Below are 16,119 nucleotides of genomic sequence, written 5' to 3'. Positions count from 1 at the left end.
CTGATAACTGATGATAACTGATGATAACTGATAACTGATAACTGACAACTGACAACTGACAATTAGAAGCAAATTAATTGGAGGATTTTTTTTTGTGGAGTGGCGAATACAGGCTATTCGTGGTGCAATAACTGTTTCTGAAAACACAGTTGAAGCCATGCGAGAATCAATAACAGAATTGTTAGATGAGTTAGAAAAACGTAATCATTTGCACCCTGCTGACATGGTTAGCGTTACTTTCTCAGTAACACGCGATTTAGATGCAGCTTTTCCCGCAGCGATCGCCCGTTCTCGTCCCCACTGGGATTGCGTTCCCATGCTTGACGTTCAACAGATGTATGTACCCCAAAGTTTGAAATACTGTATTCGACTTTTAGTTCATGCTTATTTGTCCGACCCTTCAAGCGTTCAACATATTTACTTGCGTGATGCTGCTAATTTGCGTCCTGACTGGAGCAAAGCTGTTGTTAATTAATCAATCTAAAAACGATTTTTTTTCAAAGTAGAAACTTTCTGCGAAGGAAACCTAATATAAATTTTTTATAAACACTGCAGTTGGGGAAAATTTAACCTGCGTCTGAAGATAGCGGTTACGGACATAACATTCAACTACATAACCCCAATTGTAGAATGAGCTTATGTTCTATGTGAAAATACTTAAGAAAATATGAAGCTTGACGGTGATGGCAACAATGCTCAACCCACGGCATTTGGCGGACAAATATTCACTGACCGAGGAACAGGTGTTCATGTAAAGTGTGAAGATTTTATCACCATTCTCTCTAAGAGTGAGGCTCCGCTAGTAATTATGACTGCGGAAGGTTTGTTCACAAAAATCTACAAATATGCAACAGCTTACAAAGGTTTTGTGTTTTTTACAGAATCTTTGGATAAGCTCAACTTTTCCAAGGAAATAGAGCTAATTCAGGCTTTAAGCCTTTCGACTAATATCTAAAAAACAAATTGCGATCTCAAAAAAATAACCTGCAGCATTCCCAACAAAAGTTGGAGATATTTCCCAACAACGAGGTGCGAACAATATACGCTAAATAATTACAACATTAGGAATTAGCGCGCCTTGTTTTTATCATATAGGTGAAACCCACTTCCTCAATCTATTTCCTATAGGATTCTGAGGACTAGCTAGCGATAGGTAATATCATCTCCTCGTAATTTAAGTGTTAGAAATTCATCTGCCGTGTCTTCAAATAAAGCGATGGATAGGATTTTGCTGATTAAGCACCAATAGTTATTTTAAGGTTGTAGAGATGTTCTAAACAACATCTCTACACAATTTATTTCTTAAAAAAATCGTGAATTTTGGCTATATTTAACTGTTAATTGCTGAGGTAATTTAGAATCACCACCTCAGCTAAAGGTGAGTTTTATTCAATTTTCGATAATTTGTTTTCAGAAGTATTCAAACTTTAATAGACCCATAATGGGGGATGGAAAAATACCCAATCCCCAATATTTTCTACCTGCTACTTTTCCTGAGCATGGTGGAAACGGATACCTAGGAAAATGTCATACAGAAAACCAAAAAAGTCTTTCTTCTGTAGTAATCCCAGAGATTGATGGGATCCTTTTTCATCAAGTAGGGGTTTCATCATGTAGTATGCAGGTTGGTATTTATACCATGGTATGGAAGGCCATAAATGATGAACTAAGTGATAATTCTGTCCCAAAATTAGGATGTTGAGAATTGGACTTGCATAAACACGAGCATTTTTCCAGCGATTGCGTTCCGTGAAAGGACGATGGGGTAAATAATCGAAAAATAACCCTAATGCTAATCCCACAACACCAGAAGGTACAAACCAGAAATCTAGGATATAACTTAAAAAGTGGTAGTGAATGGAAACGAGAACAATTGTGACGACAAACAAACGACTGAAAAACCATTCCATAAGTTCTCGGTCGCGCCACAGTTTGTGTTTAAAGAAGAAAATTTCATGATAGAAAAAACGCACAGCAATTAGCCATAATGGACCACCAGTAGAAACGTAATGGTCGGGATCTTTTTCCGGGTCGTTAACGTGAGCGTGGTGCTGTAGGTGAACGCGGGTAAATACTGGAAAGGCAAAAGCAAGCATTAAAGCACTACTATGCCCTAATATTGCATTAATTGCCCGGTTGCGATGAGCAGATTTGTGACATGCATCATGAATTACGGTGCCTGCAATATGCAAAGCAACAACATTCATCAAAAAGCACACCCAATTTGGTATTTGCCAAACCCAATAACCACAAACAGATAAAGCTACTATTAACACCGCCCCAACAAACATCAGAACAGTTGGGTTTAGATCGCCCGGAGGTGCTAAAAATTCCCTTGGCGGCGCTGTCAGCGGCTTGTGTGCCTCCGAGGTCAACATTTCGAACTCCTTAATCATCAAATATTGCGAGTATACGACACGGACTGGCGCATAATAAAGTTTTGTGTACCAAGATTTATTTCCAGCTTGACACATTAGGTGTCCAATAAAGGTATGATCCCAGACGACATTAGAAAGCTAAAAGCTTGAAGTGCTTAAGTATTTAAGAAACTATGATTTCCGTTATAGTTTAAGGCTCTTTTTGGCGTATTAGCAGCATTTATGAGTAAATTCGGAGCACTCATACATCTGCTGAAATTCTATGTGAAATTCCACGATTGATTCGCCAACAACTGAAAAGAAGTAGCTTTTAATTTACGATAATTCCCGAGATAGATTCCTAAATTCAGTCTTTATGCAATTGAAAGATTCTCTACGTCGAACAAAAATAGTTGCCACTATTGGTCCTGCGACAAGTAGTCCTGAAGTTTTGCGGGCAATTATTGAAGCAGGTGCAACTACACTACGATTAAATTTTTCCCATGGTAGTCATGCCGACCATCAGCGTAATATTCGCACAATTAGACAAACAGCATTTGAGCTAAATCAGCCAGTTGCCATTCTCCAAGATTTACAAGGTCCCAAAATCCGCCTTGGCAAGTTTGAAAATGGTTCTATAGTTTTACAAAAAGGCGATCGCTTTACCCTTACAAATCGTCCAGTGGTGGGCACACAGGAAATAAGCTGTGTGACATACGAATATCTAGCAGAAGAAGTCCCTGCTGGTTCCAAAATTCTGCTGGATGACGGTAAAGTCGAAATGTTGGTTGAGGAAATTAACCGCGATAAAGGCGACTTACACTGCAGTGTTACGGTGCCTGGTAAACTTTCTAACAACAAAGGTGTGAATTTCCCGGGGGTTTATTTATCGGTTAAAGCAATGACCGATAAAGATCGTGAGGATTTAATTTTTGGTCTCGACCAAGGTGTGGATTGGGTAGCACTTTCTTTTGTTCGCAATCCCCAGGACATGATCGAAATCAAAGAACTGATTTCTTCCACAGGGAAACAGGTTCCAGTAATCGCCAAAATTGAGAAGCATGAAGCGATCGAACAAATGGACGCGGTTTTGGCTTTATGTGACGGTGTAATGGTTGCCAGGGGTGACCTAGGGGTAGAATTACCAGCAGAAGACGTTCCCGTATTACAAAAGCGTTTAATTGCTACAGCTAACTGTTTGGGGATACCAATTATTACTGCTACCCAAATGTTAGATAGCATGGTAAGTAATCCTCGTCCTACCCGTGCAGAAGTTTCAGATGTAGCAAATGCAATCCTGGATGGAACCGATGCTGTGATGCTTTCTAATGAAACTGCTGTCGGTCAATTTCCTGTTGAAGCCGTGGCGACTATGGCGCGAATTGCCGAACGGATAGAGCAGGAAGAAGTAAGTAATGTCAACGCTAGCCAGGCTCGAGATTCTAGACGTTCAATTCCCAATGCCATATCACAAGCTGTAGGTCAAATTTCCGAGCAATTGGGTGCTGCTGCAATTATGACTTTAACCCAAAGTGGGGCAACCGCTCGTAATGTTTCTAAATTTCGCCCCAAAACACCAATTTTAGCCGTTACACCCCACGTTAATGTCGCTCGCCGACTACAGTTGGTATGGGGTGTTAAACCACTATTAGTGTTGGAATTACCTTCCACTGGTCAAACATTCCAAGCAGCAATAAACGTAGCTTTAGAAAACCAGCTCGCTTGTGAGGGGGATTTAGTGGTGATGACTGCTGGAACCCTCCAAGGGGTATCAGGCTCAACTGACTTAATCAAAGTGGAAGTTGTAACAGCAGTTCTTGGTCAAGGTATTGGACTGGGACAGGGTTCTGTAAGTGGTCGCGCTCGAGTTGCAAGCACTGGGATGGATGTTAGCAACTTTAACCCCGGAGAAATTTTAGTCGCTGAATCTACCAGCGCTGATTTTGTTGAAGCAATTCGTAAAGCTAGCGGTATTATTACTGAAGATGCAAGTCTCAATTCTCACGCAGCAATTATTGGTTTGCGTCTCGGAGTACCTGTAATTGTCGGCGTAAAAAATGCTACTAAAACAATTAGAGATGGAGCAATTCTCACCATGGACGTACAGCGAGGAACTGTATTTTCTGGTGCAGTTGGGAATGCTTAGGGAATGGGGAATGGCGACTGGCGGCTTGGTAATAGGTAGTTGGTTTCGGGAATTCTGCATTTTTCGGAGATTTTTCTGATGTTGCTCCCAATCCCCAATCCCCAATTAAATAAACCGAGATAGAATCTCTGCTGTTGCTTTTCCAGTTTTATCCCAAGTAAACTTACTGGCTTGTTCTAAGCCCTTTTGGGAGAGGTGAGAACGTAACTGGCGATCGCTGGCTAAGGTTTCCATAGCTGCTGTAATCTCATTGCGGTTATAAGGATCGATTAAAATTGCTGCATCGCCAGCGACCTCCGGTAACGAGGAGATATTTGAGGTAATCACCGGAGTTCCACAAGCCATTGCTTCAAGTACGGGAAAGCCAAAACCTTCCCAAAGACTGGGAAATACTAAAGCAACAGCTTGACTAATCATATGTGGTAATTCTTTTGCACTCACATAGTTGAAGAACTTTACCTGTCCCCCAATACCCAGTTCTGTCGCTAGCTGCTGTAAGTGGGGAGTGTAACGCTTATCTGTAGAACCAGCTATCCATAATTGGTAATCTTTTTTATAAGTTAATCCTGCAAAAGCTTTAATCAAACGATGGACATTTTTGTGAGGATCCTGGCGTCCAATGTAGATAAAGTATTGGCTATTATTTGCTGGAGGTGAATCCTGTGAAGATGAATTCTGTTGATGAGAAGTTTGGGGAAATTTAAAACGGTTAGCATCATAAGCCAAGGGAATCGGAGTGACTTTATTCGCTTCAATGGAGAAAAAATCAGTGACATCCCTCGCAGTAGCAACAGAATTACAAATAATATGCTTTGCTTGTTTGAGTACTTCGGGAATGTAGTAACGGTGATAAGGGGTTAGGGGCGAGAAGCGTTTGGGAAAACGTAAAGGAATTACATCATGAACTGTGACTACATGGGGAAACCTATTGTAAAGTGGTGCTTCTGGAAGTGGAGAAAATAATAACTGTGACTTGAGATTGTGGCAAATTTTTGGTAACTGAAATTGTGTCCACCACAAGCGAGACAAATGACCTTTTGTACCTTGAGCAGGAGTTAAATTATTAGGAATAGAATAGCAATTAAAATCGGGATAAGAATAATCTTTTGCCGTCAGCAGGGTAGGCTGTAAAGATTGTAAATAAGGAACTAGATTCGTCGCGTAATTACTAATACCTGTAGGTTGGGAAAATACAACAGATAAATTAATTAATATTTTACCCATACCTTTTGCTCCTATAGAATTTTAAATAGATTTATACATATTTAGGTGAAATTGGTAAGATATGAATCTGAAAAGATCCAGTAAGAACTGGATTACTATCTAAGAATTTTAAGTTCGGTCGAAACTTAATTCTTAGTTAAAAGATAGTTTTGCTTGTAAAGAATATAGGTAAGAGATTAAATATAAGTAAACTCCACTTTACTTGGCTGCAATTGGATTGCAATCAATTACAACTTTTAGCATGGTATTGGTAATGTACCGCTATCTTTTAACCTTTTCAAATCGTAGTCAACCATAAGTTTTACCAATTCCTCAAAAGAATACTGTGGTTTCCAATCAAGTTGAGTATTAATCTTATCTACACAACCGACTAATTGTATATTTTCATTTGGACGGTAAAACTCTGGATCCACAGAGACATGATTTTGCCAATCTAAACCAAGATACTCAAAAGCACATTTGACTAATTCTTTCACAGAATGGGTTTCCCCACTGGCAATAACATAGTCATCTGGATTGTTTTGCTGTAACATTAACCACATCGCATAAACAGCATCTTCGGCATAACACCAATCACGTTTGGCATCTAAGTTACCCAATTTAAGTTCTGTAGCTAAACCAAGTTTGATCTGTGCGGCAGTATTGGTAATTTTACGAAAAACAAACTCCGTACCGCGACGTGGAGATTCATGGGTATAAGTTATGCCACAACAAGCGTAGAGATTATAATGCTGTCTGTAATTAACGGTCATCCAATGGGCGTAAGCTTTAGCAACACCATAGGGATTACGAGGGCGAAATGCTGTAAGTTCTGTTTGAGGAGAACTATCAGGTTGACCAAACACTTCACTACTAGAAGCTTGATAAAGCCTAGCATCTGATTTACAACGACGGATAGACTCAAGAAGTCGAGATACTCCAAGTGCTGTATATTCGGCAGTTAAAGCAGGTTGAGTCCAAGAAAGGGGAACATAACTCTGGGAAGCAAGGTTATAAATCTCATCCGGTTGGGCTTCAGCAATGACATCCATCAATGAAGATTGATCGAGCAAATCACCAGATATGATTTTAACTTTGCCAGAAAGGTGCTTTATTCGCTCTAAGCTACTAGTGCTGGTACGACGAACTAATCCAAAAACTTGATAACCTTTGGAAATGAGAAGTTCGGCTAAGTAAGAACCATCTTGTCCAGTTAATCCTGTAATTAGGGCTGCTTTATTCATAAATTGATTTATCTAATTTGTTAGCGGATTGGATTTGTTAGCGGATTGGAAAATTCATTTATTCGACTTTCTAACTTAACCTTACATAGCCTATCTTTGCCAGATTACCAAGATAAACGCTGTAAGGGTCACGAACTCAAACCTAATGGACGGGTTAAAAGAATTGGTTATCTGAATGTGAAGTTACCTAAAATCACTGAAAAAGCGTAAACTAATAATGCAAATGTGCCCATAACAGTTAGCTTAAATCTTGTTAAAAGGAGGATACAGGCAAAAATCGTAAACTATAAAATGTCAATCCTACTGATAGTTCAAAATTTTTAATAATATTCAAATCTAATAAGATTCAAGACATTGTTTTTATACATGGTATGTTAGCTCTACCTAACTAAAGCGTGCCTGTTTTTAAGAAAAATGTCCTGTGCCACTCAAAAAATATCATTTAAAGCATATAAGCACATTATTTTTTGGTTTCAGAAATTGAATTATGTTGGATAAATTCAGGACTTAGGCACGGATTACATATTTATCTCATTACGTGTAACTAATATCACGCTTTGCTAACAGCTTTGCTGCCGGCTAGCGACAGCGTTAGTGGAGCGTGTCCGTTAGGACTCAATAATCATAAAACCTTATTTCCGATTATGAGTGCGTAAGTCCTAAAATTAATCCCCCACAGAGCGAACTGCTGAGTAAATAAGTTGAGTAAATATTAATTTATTATTTTGATATGCAAAAATTATTAATAACGGGTGGAGCAGGTTTCATTGGTGCAAATTTTATTCTCCAAGCGAGAATGGAAAACTGGGCAAATATTATCAATTTAGACAAGTTAACCTACGCTAGTAACTTACAAAACCTAGCAGAATTAGAAGAAGATAAAAATTACCATTTTATACAAGGAGATATCGCCGATTTAGAGTTAGTAAGTAATCTCCTTGAACAATATCATCCAGATGCAATTATTAATTTTGCAGCTGAAAGTCATGTTGACCGTTCGATTTTGAACCCATTAAGCTTTGTTGAAACTAATGTAGTAGGGACATTTAAATTATTGGAAACAACTAGGCTGTATTGGGAAAAGCTATCCTCACCCCAACAAGAAAAGTTTCGCTTTGTGCATGTATCTACAGATGAAGTATACGGTTCTCTAAATCCAACAGATCCGGCTTTTCGCGAAGATACTCCCTATGCACCTAATAGTCCCTATGCAGCGTCAAAAGCTTCTTCCGATCATTTTGTCAGAGCATATCATCATACTTACGGCTTACCTACCATAACGACGAACTGTTCTAACAACTATGGACCGCGTCAATTCCCAGAAAAATTAATTCCTTTGATGATCCTCAATGCTTTAGATGGAAAAACTTTGCCAATCTATGGAGACGGTCAAAATGTGCGGGATTGGCTTTACGTTAGGGACCATTGCGAAGCAATAAACCTTATTCTTAGGGAAGGCAAATTTGGTGAGACTTATAATATTGGTGGTTTAAACGAGCAAAGCAATTTGGCAGTTGTTGAAAAAATTTGTACCATTCTCGATGAATTAGTGCCAAAACCTGGTTTAAGCTATTCTTCTCTGATTACATTTGTCAAAGACCGCCCAGGTCATGATAGGCGCTACGCAATTGATTGCGGTAAACTTGAAAAACTTTTAGGTTGGCGACCTAAAGAAACTTTTGAAAGTGGTTTGTTCAAAACAATTGAATGGTATGTAAATAATTCTAATTGGGTAGAATCTATTCGTTCCGGTGCTTATACAAATTGGATCAAGCAAAATTACGAACACAGAAAATTTTAATCTAAATAAAGGTATATTAGCAAAACAATTCTGCAGAAAATTTCGATTTAAAGAAGTTCCAATTTAATTTTTTTGGAACAATTTTTTAATGAATTGTATTAATTTTTTTACAATTATACTAGAGGTAGAAAATGAAAGGAATCATTCTGGCAGGCGGTTCTGGTACCAGATTATATCCCCTAACTCGTGTTATTAGTAAACAGCTGATGCCAGTTTATGACAAACCTATGATTTACTATCCCCTATCTGTATTAATGCTAGCCGGGATACGTGAAATTTTAATTATTTCTACACCGAGGGATTTACCTCTGTTTCAGCAACTATTAAAAGATGGTAGTCAATGGGGGTTAAAGTTTGATTATATTGAGCAATCAAAACCAGCAGGTCTCGCACAAGCATTTATTTTAGGCAAAGACTTTATTGGTAATGAGCCAGTTTGTTTAATATTAGGTGATAATATTTTTTACGGTCATGCTTTGACTGAAATATTGGCTCGGGCTTCTAATTTAAGTCAAGGTGGCTTAGTATTTGGTTATCAAGTCAAAGATCCCAATCAATATGGTGTAATTGAATTTAATACAAAAGGACAGGTAATTAGTTTAGAAGAAAAACCCGTAATTCCCAAATCTAAATATGCTGTACCTGGAATTTACTTTTATGATTCTCAAGTGGTAGAAATTGCTGCTAATCTTAAACCTTCTGCTCGCAATGAGTTAGAAATTACTGATGTGAATTTAGTATATTTAAAAAAGGGTCAATTAAAAGTAGAAATCTTGGGTCGGGGATACGCTTGGCTAGATACTGGTACTCACGAATCTTTGCTTCAAGCAGGTAATTATATTCAGACTTTAGAAGAGCGACAAGGTTTGAAAATAGCTTGCATAGAAGAAATCGCCTATCGATTAGGATATATTGATTCGACCCATTTACGTAGGTTAACAGAACCAATGGCAAAAAGTACCTACGGTCGCTACCTGGTAAAAATTTTGGATGATGAGTTACTGAATATTTGATTTTTTCAATGGGATATATGACAACATTTATTCTTATACTTGTTTGCATCGAAATATATTAAACTATTTGTGAAACTATTTTTATATAGTTAACTTCAATACATAAAATATTCAGGGTGAAGAAAGAAATTAGTAATGAAAATAATACAAACACAAATTCCTGATGTGTTAATAATTGAGCCACAGGTATTTGGGGATGAACGCGGTTTCTTTTTTGAAAGTTATAACGAAAAAGCTTTTTTAGAAAAGGCTGGGATCTCAGCAAATTTTGTCCAAGATAATCACTCTCGTTCAGCTAGAAATGTTTTGCGTGGCTTGCACTACCAAATCAAACAACCCCAAGGAAAACTAGTAAGAGTTGTAGCAGGTTTAGTATTCGATGTTGCTGTAGATTTACGGAAAAACTCTAAAACATTTGGTCAGTGGGTTGGTGTTCGCTTGAGTGCTGAGAATAAACAGCAGCTTTGGATACCACCAGGATTCGCTCATGGTTTTATTGTGCTATCTGATTACGCTGATTTTTTGTACAAAACAACAGACTTCTATGCTCCACAGCATGAACGTTGTATTCTTTGGAACGACCCCAATATCAGAATTTCTTGGCAAATTCAAGAAGAACCTATTTTGTCTGAAAAAGATAAACTTGGTAAGTTGTTGGGAGATGCGCAGGTGTATGAATAAATGAAAATTTTACTTACGGGTGTAACTGGACAGGTTGGTTGGGAATTACAACGTACTTTGATAACTTTGGGTGAGGTGATAACTTCGGGACGAGATACTAAAGGTGCAAGTTTACAAATGGATTTAACCCAACCTGATAGTATTCGTTATCTTATCCGAGAAGTGAAACCTGATTTAATAGTCAATCCCGCTGCTTACACCGCAGTGGATAAAGCAGAGTCAGAGCCAGAATTGGCGATGATGGTTAATGGTACCGCACCAGGTGTAATTGCAGAAGAAGCAAAGCAAATAGGTGCAGCCGTTGTACACTATTCGACAGATTATGTTTTTGATGGCGAGAGTCAAAAACCTTATACAGAATTAGACACAACTAATCCACAAAATATTTATGGAAAGACTAAACTTGCTGGGGAGCAAGCAATTCAAGCTGTGGAAGTACCACATTTAATTTTGCGTACCAGTTGGGTTTACAGTCTGCGAGGGAAAAACTTTTTACTAACTATGCTTAGACTGGGACGGGAACGCAAAGAACTCAGGGTTGTTGACGATCAAATTGGAGCACCTACTTGGAGTGGAGCGATCGCAAAAGCAACTACAGAAATTTTGGCTGGGGCTAATGAGAATGTATCTGATTACCTAACTCATAAGGCTGGAATATATCATTTAAGTGCGAGTGGAAAAACCAGCTGGTATGGTTTTGCTAAAGCGATATTTGAGAATGATATTAATGAGCAAAAATTAGAAAGTTTAGTACCTATTAGTTCCGAAGAATACCCAACACCAGCAAAAAGACCTGCTTATTCATTACTTGATTGTGGAAAATTATCTAATAGCTTTGGCGTAGTTTTATCAGATTGGGAAGAGAGCTTAAAGGTGGCGATAGCTCCAAATAATAAAATTCAGATATAGCCAGTTATTAGTCAGTTATTGATTACTAGATAACCCCAGTAAATATTTATAGCTTTATTTATAGCTTTTTACCGAATAAATAATTTGATACTCCGATGAACTTACCCAAACTTAACTTGGGTCTAAAAAATATTAGAAGTAAAGCATAAATAATAATTCGACTTAACCTCATAGTAAGAATTATATTATTTGTATATCTCTCTTGAGTTAATAAATAACTGTAAGTACTATGTTTGATTTTGCGAAAAATATTTCTGTTAGTGATTGAAGATGGTTGGTGAATTATTCCGAATTCTTTGGTAATTGCAATTAAGTGTCCCTGATTTACATAGCGTCGACAAAAATCAAAATCTTCGTAGTATAAAAAATAAGCTGGATCGAAGTAAGGACAATCGGGAAAATTTTTTAAATAAATAATCAGACTACAGCCTGAAATCCAATCGCAGGGGATATAAGCTGAATCTGTGTTTTTTAATAAATCTTCAGTTAAAATTGCACCAGTTTGAGGAATAAAACGACCACCAGAAAACCAAATTTCACCTTTCGGGTCACGTACAATTGTTCCGAGTATTGATATTTGTGGATACTTTTCAAAAAAGTCTTGGACCTTATCCAAATTATTTTCTAAAAAATAAGCATCTGGATTAATTAACCAAATAATTGCTTGGGGATTACGTTCAAAAACCCATTTAATTCCAAGGTTACAAGCTAATCCAAAACCTAAGTTTTCTCCAGCTTCTAAAATAGTGACAGATTCACTTTTAAGTTGAGAAATATAATTATCTTTTGGAGAGTTATTTATAATAACGATTTTATAGTCAACATTGGGGTCAACTGATAGAGAATCGATTAATTTAGCAACTAAATTACTTGAATTATAATTGACTGTTAAGAGATAAATCACTTCAGTTCTATTTGACTAGATCATTCGTAATCATGGATTATTAATCACGCGTTAAACTAAAGCGATAACGCACTCTACAAATACTGTTCTCCATTCCTTTTTTTTAACAAAGAATTTCATAATTCGCAGATTTATAAGACAAGTTAGGATTATAATATGGGTCCTTGCCTAATCTTTGTAAATAATCCTGCCATTTACGATTAAATTGCTGAAATTCTCCTGGTTTTAATCCTTTTCCTCTACTGATTGATTCATAGTGAATCAGTTGAGCATATGATGTTACAACATTTCGATATCCTGCTTGATGCGCTTTCAAGCACAGATCCACGTCATTATAGTTAAGAGGAAAACTCTCATCAAGTCCTCCCAACTCACCGAATACTTCTTGTCGCATCATCAAGCAAGCAGCAGTTACAGCCAAATAATTTCTGGTGACAATATTGGAACAATGGTAACCTGGATGTTCACTGTCACAACCGTAGAAAACATGACAGGGGTTTCCATCAAGAATTACTGTTCCTGTATGCTGTATTTTACCATCAGGTGATAAAAGTTTTGCTCCAACAGCACCAACTTCCTTTTGTTGTGACACCTCCAACATTGACTCAAGCCAATCTGGAGAAATGATCTCTGTATCATCATTGAGCAACAGCAGAAATTCACCTTTAGCTTGATTTGCACCTTTATTGATTCTCATTGAGAAATTAAAAGGTTCACCACAACGGACTAGCTGAGCACCATAAGTTGTAATTTTCTTCAGAGTTGATTCCGGAATATCGTAACCATCTACTACTATAATTTCATAATTTTTATAAGTACTTAACTTTTGAATACTACGAATGCAATTCTCCAATAAACATAGATTGCCAGAAGAAGTATTCAACTCTATACCTGCACTAGGAATAATTATACTCACCAGAGGTTGCCCGACAATGCCTCTTCTCAACCTATAAATACCGGGGTTGGGAGTTTCTTCTATGGTACCTGATTGTGAATTACGTACAAGCATATCCTCCAAAGCTTTTCTTCCACCAGTATAAGCCCAAGGCTTTGCTTCGGAACCAGATGCAGCAGAAGCAGGTATACTACGCCAATGGTAAAGAATTTTGGGGATATGATAAATATTTTTGGTTTTTTCTACAACTCTTAGTGCGAGATCGTAATCTTGGGAACCGTCGTATTCGCTGCGAAATCCACCAATTTCGTGGATAATACTTCTTCTATATACACCTAAATGACAGGTATACATAGTTGCATATAAGTATTCTGGGGACCAATCTGGTTTAAAACAAGGAGAAAATCGCTTTCCTTTAATATCTATTTTGTCTTCGTCGCTATAAATAAAATCTGCATCAGGATGCTGGTTAATTAGCTTCGCATTTTCATATAAAGCATTAATTGCTAACTCATCATCATGATCTAAAAGTGCTATATAATCACCCGTTGCTAATTCTAAGGCTGAGTTACTAGCTGCTGAAATATGTCCATTTTCTGTACGGAATACAACTTTGATACGCGAGTCAATTTCTATATACTTATTTAAAAGCAAGGAAATATGGGGTTTTGAGGAAGCATCATCGGCGATGCAGAGTTCCCAATATGGATATATTTGATTACGAACAGATCCTATTGCTTTTTCCAACCATTTTTCCTCGACATTATATACAGGAATAATGACTGAAAATTTCGGTCGTAACTTCCATTGAGTTATTTCCTCTTTGGCTGTGGCAATATATTCTTTAGTAAAAAGATTTTTTGCTATCCACTTTTGATAATTTATTTTTTCTTTGAAGGATGATACTTGACGTTGATAAAGGTACTTTAAGAGCCTTTTAAATCCTTGTTTGCGCTGAAGTTGATGAAGTTTATTAATTTTGGTAGGAACACGAAAATTAGCGTACATTACTTATAAAAGGATTAACTGTGCAATAGTTGTTGCATGGATTTTAAGTGTTACCACATACCATTGGCAAACATCTGTTGTCAATCAATGTGACAGTTGTATTAATTACTAATTTATTTTTGTATTCTCCACCACAGTTTGAATATTTTTAGTTAACTCACTGGGTGTTTTAAAATCACGCAAGAAAATTCTTGCATATTGTCGCGTAACAGTTTTTCCTGGTTTAACTGTTCCAAAATCAAGAACAACAGATCTATTTTTTAAAGAACCTTCACTAACCTTTTTACCACTATCTTTTTTTAACTTATCTAACAACTTATCTATAGGAAGAGGTTTTTCTTGCAAAAGAAATCTATCATTACCCCGTAGCGGTAAGTGCAAACTATCTGAACTAAAGGTTTTCTCAATATATAAATATCGATTGGACTGAAGTACGTATCCCGGATCTGTTGTTGATAAAGCAAATCCAACTTGATGTTTGAAATCAGCAGAAGCTATCCATTCATTCTCTTTTGGATTTGTCTTAATTACAGAAATAGAATCCAAATTGGGATTGCTACTACTGATTAAATGTACATCGTCTAAATGAGTGTTTTCTAACCAGTGATAAGCAGCATCTTGCCATATCCAATTGATGCGAGCTGGTTTGTTGTCACGATTTGTAATTTTGACCGTTGTCCAAGCAATACCTTGATTTACTTCCAAACTATGGGTAACTTCTAAATCCACAGGTATTTGAGACACTCTTTCTAGAAACTTGGGTTCGATATAGCGATATAATTTTGGGTCGTTAAAATTGCGTTTGAATACAGCTTTTGCTGCATTTTGGGTTGATAAACTTAACTCTTTTTGCCAGTCTAAATAAGCTGCATAAGCAGTTTTTACAGTTCCATTAACTGGTTGAAATACTAAGATATCATCTGGAAAACAAGTGTATTCTGTAGGACCAAGATCCTTACCATGGAAGCGAACTCCCCATGATGCATCTTTTTCATTTCCGATTTGAACCCCCATTGCAATGTCTTTACCAGCATCCCGAAACCATACAAATTTATTTTCATCGGTACTCTGTTGAACGACATTTATTAATCCCTCTTTTTCTGAACCAATCAATTTTATTTCTGACAACTCTACATATTGAGATTGGTTACCCGGATCGAGACGAAGTTTTACTAAATGTTTAACATCTGATAAGGGTATTTCTACTTTACGCCAAACCCATCCTCCGTCTACAAAAATCGTATTACTGTTTTGATTTGAGAAGCCATCACCATTATCTGCAAAAAGCTGTAAGCGGGTGCTCTGTTGAGTTCTGATTAAGGCTTCAACTCTAAGATTTTGCCATTTGTCTAATTGAATATCTACGAGTGGAGAAATAATTCTTGGGTCGTTCCCTGTAGCTGTAACTTGCAAGATTTTAGGAGAGGAATTTGTGCTATTTTTGGCGGTACCTTCTACATTCCAGACATGCTTTTTTTCTCCAAATCGCCAAACTCGAATTACTTTATCTTCAAGTCCTTTGATAGAAAATCCTGATGATTGTGACTTAAGTTCAGCAGGAGGTAACAAATTCAAGGTTTTCTGTTTTTGTGGAACTTGGGGAACATCTTGACTTAAATCCAAAGAGGTCGGAAGTAGAGATATTCTGTTGTTAACTAATAAAACTAATAAACAGGTTAAACATACTATTCCTACAAATGTAGGTATAATTAATCGTTTCTTTAGTAATGTAGTTAAATTCATTAATATCTATTTAGTAATTTTATGAAATTATAGTAGATATTAATCAAGTTTTTCTCCAATTTTTTGGCAAATTAGCTGACATACTTTGGTATAAATGTAGAACTCAAAGTATCAAACAAGACCGCAGATCGAGTATTTTATTCGTAACGATAACAAGCTAAGTAATCCCTAACGGGACTTAGACAAAAAACAAGGAGGAAAAAGCTTCAAAGCCA

The 16,119-nt window shown here is 37.0% G+C and carries 14 protein-coding genes; 8 read left to right on the top strand and 6 right to left on the bottom strand.

The features are described 5' to 3' along the window. Positions 1-94 precede the first annotated feature (94 nt). Both aroH and BC008_RS16365 read left to right on the top strand, forming a co-directional pair. A complete protein-coding gene (aroH, locus tag BC008_RS16370; RefSeq protein ID WP_027842461.1) occupies positions 95-475 on the top strand; it encodes a chorismate mutase in 381 nt (126 codons plus the stop codon). Positions 476-667: 192 nt separating this feature from the next. Continuing rightward, positions 668-955: a hypothetical protein gene (locus BC008_RS16365; RefSeq protein ID WP_027842462.1), complete on the top strand. Its 288-nt coding sequence runs from the start codon at positions 668-670 to the stop codon at positions 953-955. A gap of 529 nt (positions 956-1,484) precedes the next feature. Here BC008_RS16365 and crtR read toward each other — a convergent pair. Beyond that, the gene (gene crtR, locus BC008_RS16360; protein WP_027842463.1) at positions 1,485-2,378 is read right to left on the bottom strand and encodes a beta-carotene hydroxylase; all 894 of its coding nucleotides are present in this window, start codon (positions 2,376-2,378) and stop codon (positions 1,485-1,487) included. Positions 2,379-2,733: 355 nt separating this feature from the next. Between crtR and pyk the strand changes: the two genes are divergently transcribed. Continuing rightward, positions 2,734-4,503, top strand: coding sequence for a pyruvate kinase (gene pyk, locus BC008_RS16355; protein ID WP_027842464.1), 1,770 nt, complete (start codon positions 2,734-2,736; stop codon positions 4,501-4,503). Positions 4,504-4,608: 105 nt separating this feature from the next. Here pyk and BC008_RS16350 read toward each other — a convergent pair whose 3' ends face one another. Further along, positions 4,609-5,727, bottom strand: a complete 1,119-nt coding sequence (locus tag BC008_RS16350; RefSeq protein ID WP_027842465.1) for a glycosyltransferase family 4 protein — start codon at positions 5,725-5,727, stop codon at positions 4,609-4,611. A 236-nt stretch (positions 5,728-5,963) separates the two neighbouring features. Beyond that, positions 5,964-6,950: a GDP-mannose 4,6-dehydratase gene (locus BC008_RS16345; RefSeq protein ID WP_027842466.1), complete on the bottom strand. Its 987-nt coding sequence runs from the start codon at positions 6,948-6,950 to the stop codon at positions 5,964-5,966. 45 nt (positions 6,951-6,995) lie between these two features. Between BC008_RS16345 and BC008_RS49520 the strand changes: the two genes are divergently transcribed. The 5 genes from BC008_RS49520 to rfbD all read left to right on the top strand — a co-directional run bounded on the left by BC008_RS49520 (position 6,996) and on the right by rfbD (position 11,354). Beyond that, entirely contained in the window at positions 6,996-7,160 is a 165-nt protein-coding gene (locus BC008_RS49520) for a hypothetical protein (protein WP_161938124.1), read from the top strand. A gap of 520 nt (positions 7,161-7,680) precedes the next feature. Continuing rightward, positions 7,681-8,751, top strand: coding sequence for a dTDP-glucose 4,6-dehydratase (gene rfbB / locus BC008_RS16340; protein ID WP_027842467.1), 1,071 nt, complete (start codon positions 7,681-7,683; stop codon positions 8,749-8,751). A gap of 131 nt (positions 8,752-8,882) precedes the next feature. Then, a complete protein-coding gene (rfbA, locus tag BC008_RS16335; RefSeq protein WP_036265070.1) occupies positions 8,883-9,764 on the top strand; it encodes a glucose-1-phosphate thymidylyltransferase RfbA in 882 nt (293 codons plus the stop codon). Positions 9,765-9,899: 135 nt separating this feature from the next. Beyond that, on the top strand, positions 9,900-10,445 hold the full coding sequence (gene rfbC / locus BC008_RS16330; RefSeq protein WP_027842468.1) for a dTDP-4-dehydrorhamnose 3,5-epimerase: 546 nt from the start codon (positions 9,900-9,902) through the stop codon (positions 10,443-10,445). Further along, positions 10,446-11,354: a dTDP-4-dehydrorhamnose reductase gene (gene rfbD, locus BC008_RS16325; protein ID WP_027842469.1), complete on the top strand. Its 909-nt coding sequence runs from the start codon at positions 10,446-10,448 to the stop codon at positions 11,352-11,354. 58 nt (positions 11,355-11,412) lie between these two features. On the opposite strand, the gene BC008_RS16320 is transcribed toward rfbD, so the two are convergent. The 3 genes from BC008_RS16320 to BC008_RS16310 all read right to left on the bottom strand — a co-directional run bounded on the left by BC008_RS16320 (position 11,413) and on the right by BC008_RS16310 (position 15,904). Continuing rightward, entirely contained in the window at positions 11,413-12,258 is an 846-nt protein-coding gene (locus BC008_RS16320; protein ID WP_027842470.1) for a glycosyltransferase, read from the bottom strand. A 103-nt stretch (positions 12,259-12,361) separates the two neighbouring features. Then, a complete protein-coding gene (locus BC008_RS16315; RefSeq protein ID WP_027842471.1) occupies positions 12,362-14,161 on the bottom strand; it encodes a glycosyltransferase family 2 protein in 1,800 nt (599 codons plus the stop codon). A 108-nt stretch (positions 14,162-14,269) separates the two neighbouring features. Beyond that, a complete protein-coding gene (locus BC008_RS16310; RefSeq protein WP_058183678.1) occupies positions 14,270-15,904 on the bottom strand; it encodes a hypothetical protein in 1,635 nt (544 codons plus the stop codon). Between the last annotated feature and the right edge of the window lie 215 nt (positions 15,905-16,119).

It is taken from the genome of Mastigocoleus testarum BC008 (assembly GCF_001456025.1).
Classification (GTDB): domain Bacteria; phylum Cyanobacteriota; class Cyanobacteriia; order Cyanobacteriales; family Nostocaceae; genus Mastigocoleus; species Mastigocoleus testarum.
Note: the sequence above shows the minus strand (reverse complement) of the source record. Positions and strands in the feature narration are given on the sequence as shown.

What these genes read in the sequence shown, in the direction of transcription:
- BC008_RS16365 (WP_027842462.1), top strand. Translation starts at nt 668, where the DNA reads ATGAAGCTTGACGGTGATGGCAACAATGCTCAACCCACGGCATTTGGC.
- crtR (WP_027842463.1), bottom strand. Translation starts at nt 2,378, where the DNA reads ATGTTGACCTCGGAGGCACACAAGCCGCTGACAGCGCCGCCAAGGGAA.
- pyk (WP_027842464.1), top strand. Translation starts at nt 2,734, where the DNA reads ATGCAATTGAAAGATTCTCTACGTCGAACAAAAATAGTTGCCACTATT.
- BC008_RS16350 (WP_027842465.1), bottom strand. Translation starts at nt 5,727, where the DNA reads ATGGGTAAAATATTAATTAATTTATCTGTTGTATTTTCCCAACCTACA.
- BC008_RS16345 (WP_027842466.1), bottom strand. Translation starts at nt 6,950, where the DNA reads ATGAATAAAGCAGCCCTAATTACAGGATTAACTGGACAAGATGGTTCT.
- rfbB (WP_027842467.1), top strand. Translation starts at nt 7,681, where the DNA reads ATGCAAAAATTATTAATAACGGGTGGAGCAGGTTTCATTGGTGCAAAT.
- rfbA (WP_036265070.1), top strand. Translation starts at nt 8,883, where the DNA reads ATGAAAGGAATCATTCTGGCAGGCGGTTCTGGTACCAGATTATATCCC.
- rfbC (WP_027842468.1), top strand. Translation starts at nt 9,900, where the DNA reads ATGAAAATAATACAAACACAAATTCCTGATGTGTTAATAATTGAGCCA.
- rfbD (WP_027842469.1), top strand. Translation starts at nt 10,446, where the DNA reads ATGAAAATTTTACTTACGGGTGTAACTGGACAGGTTGGTTGGGAATTA.
- BC008_RS16315 (WP_027842471.1), bottom strand. Translation starts at nt 14,161, where the DNA reads ATGTACGCTAATTTTCGTGTTCCTACCAAAATTAATAAACTTCATCAA.
- BC008_RS16310 (WP_058183678.1), bottom strand. Translation starts at nt 15,904, where the DNA reads ATGAATTTAACTACATTACTAAAGAAACGATTAATTATACCTACATTT.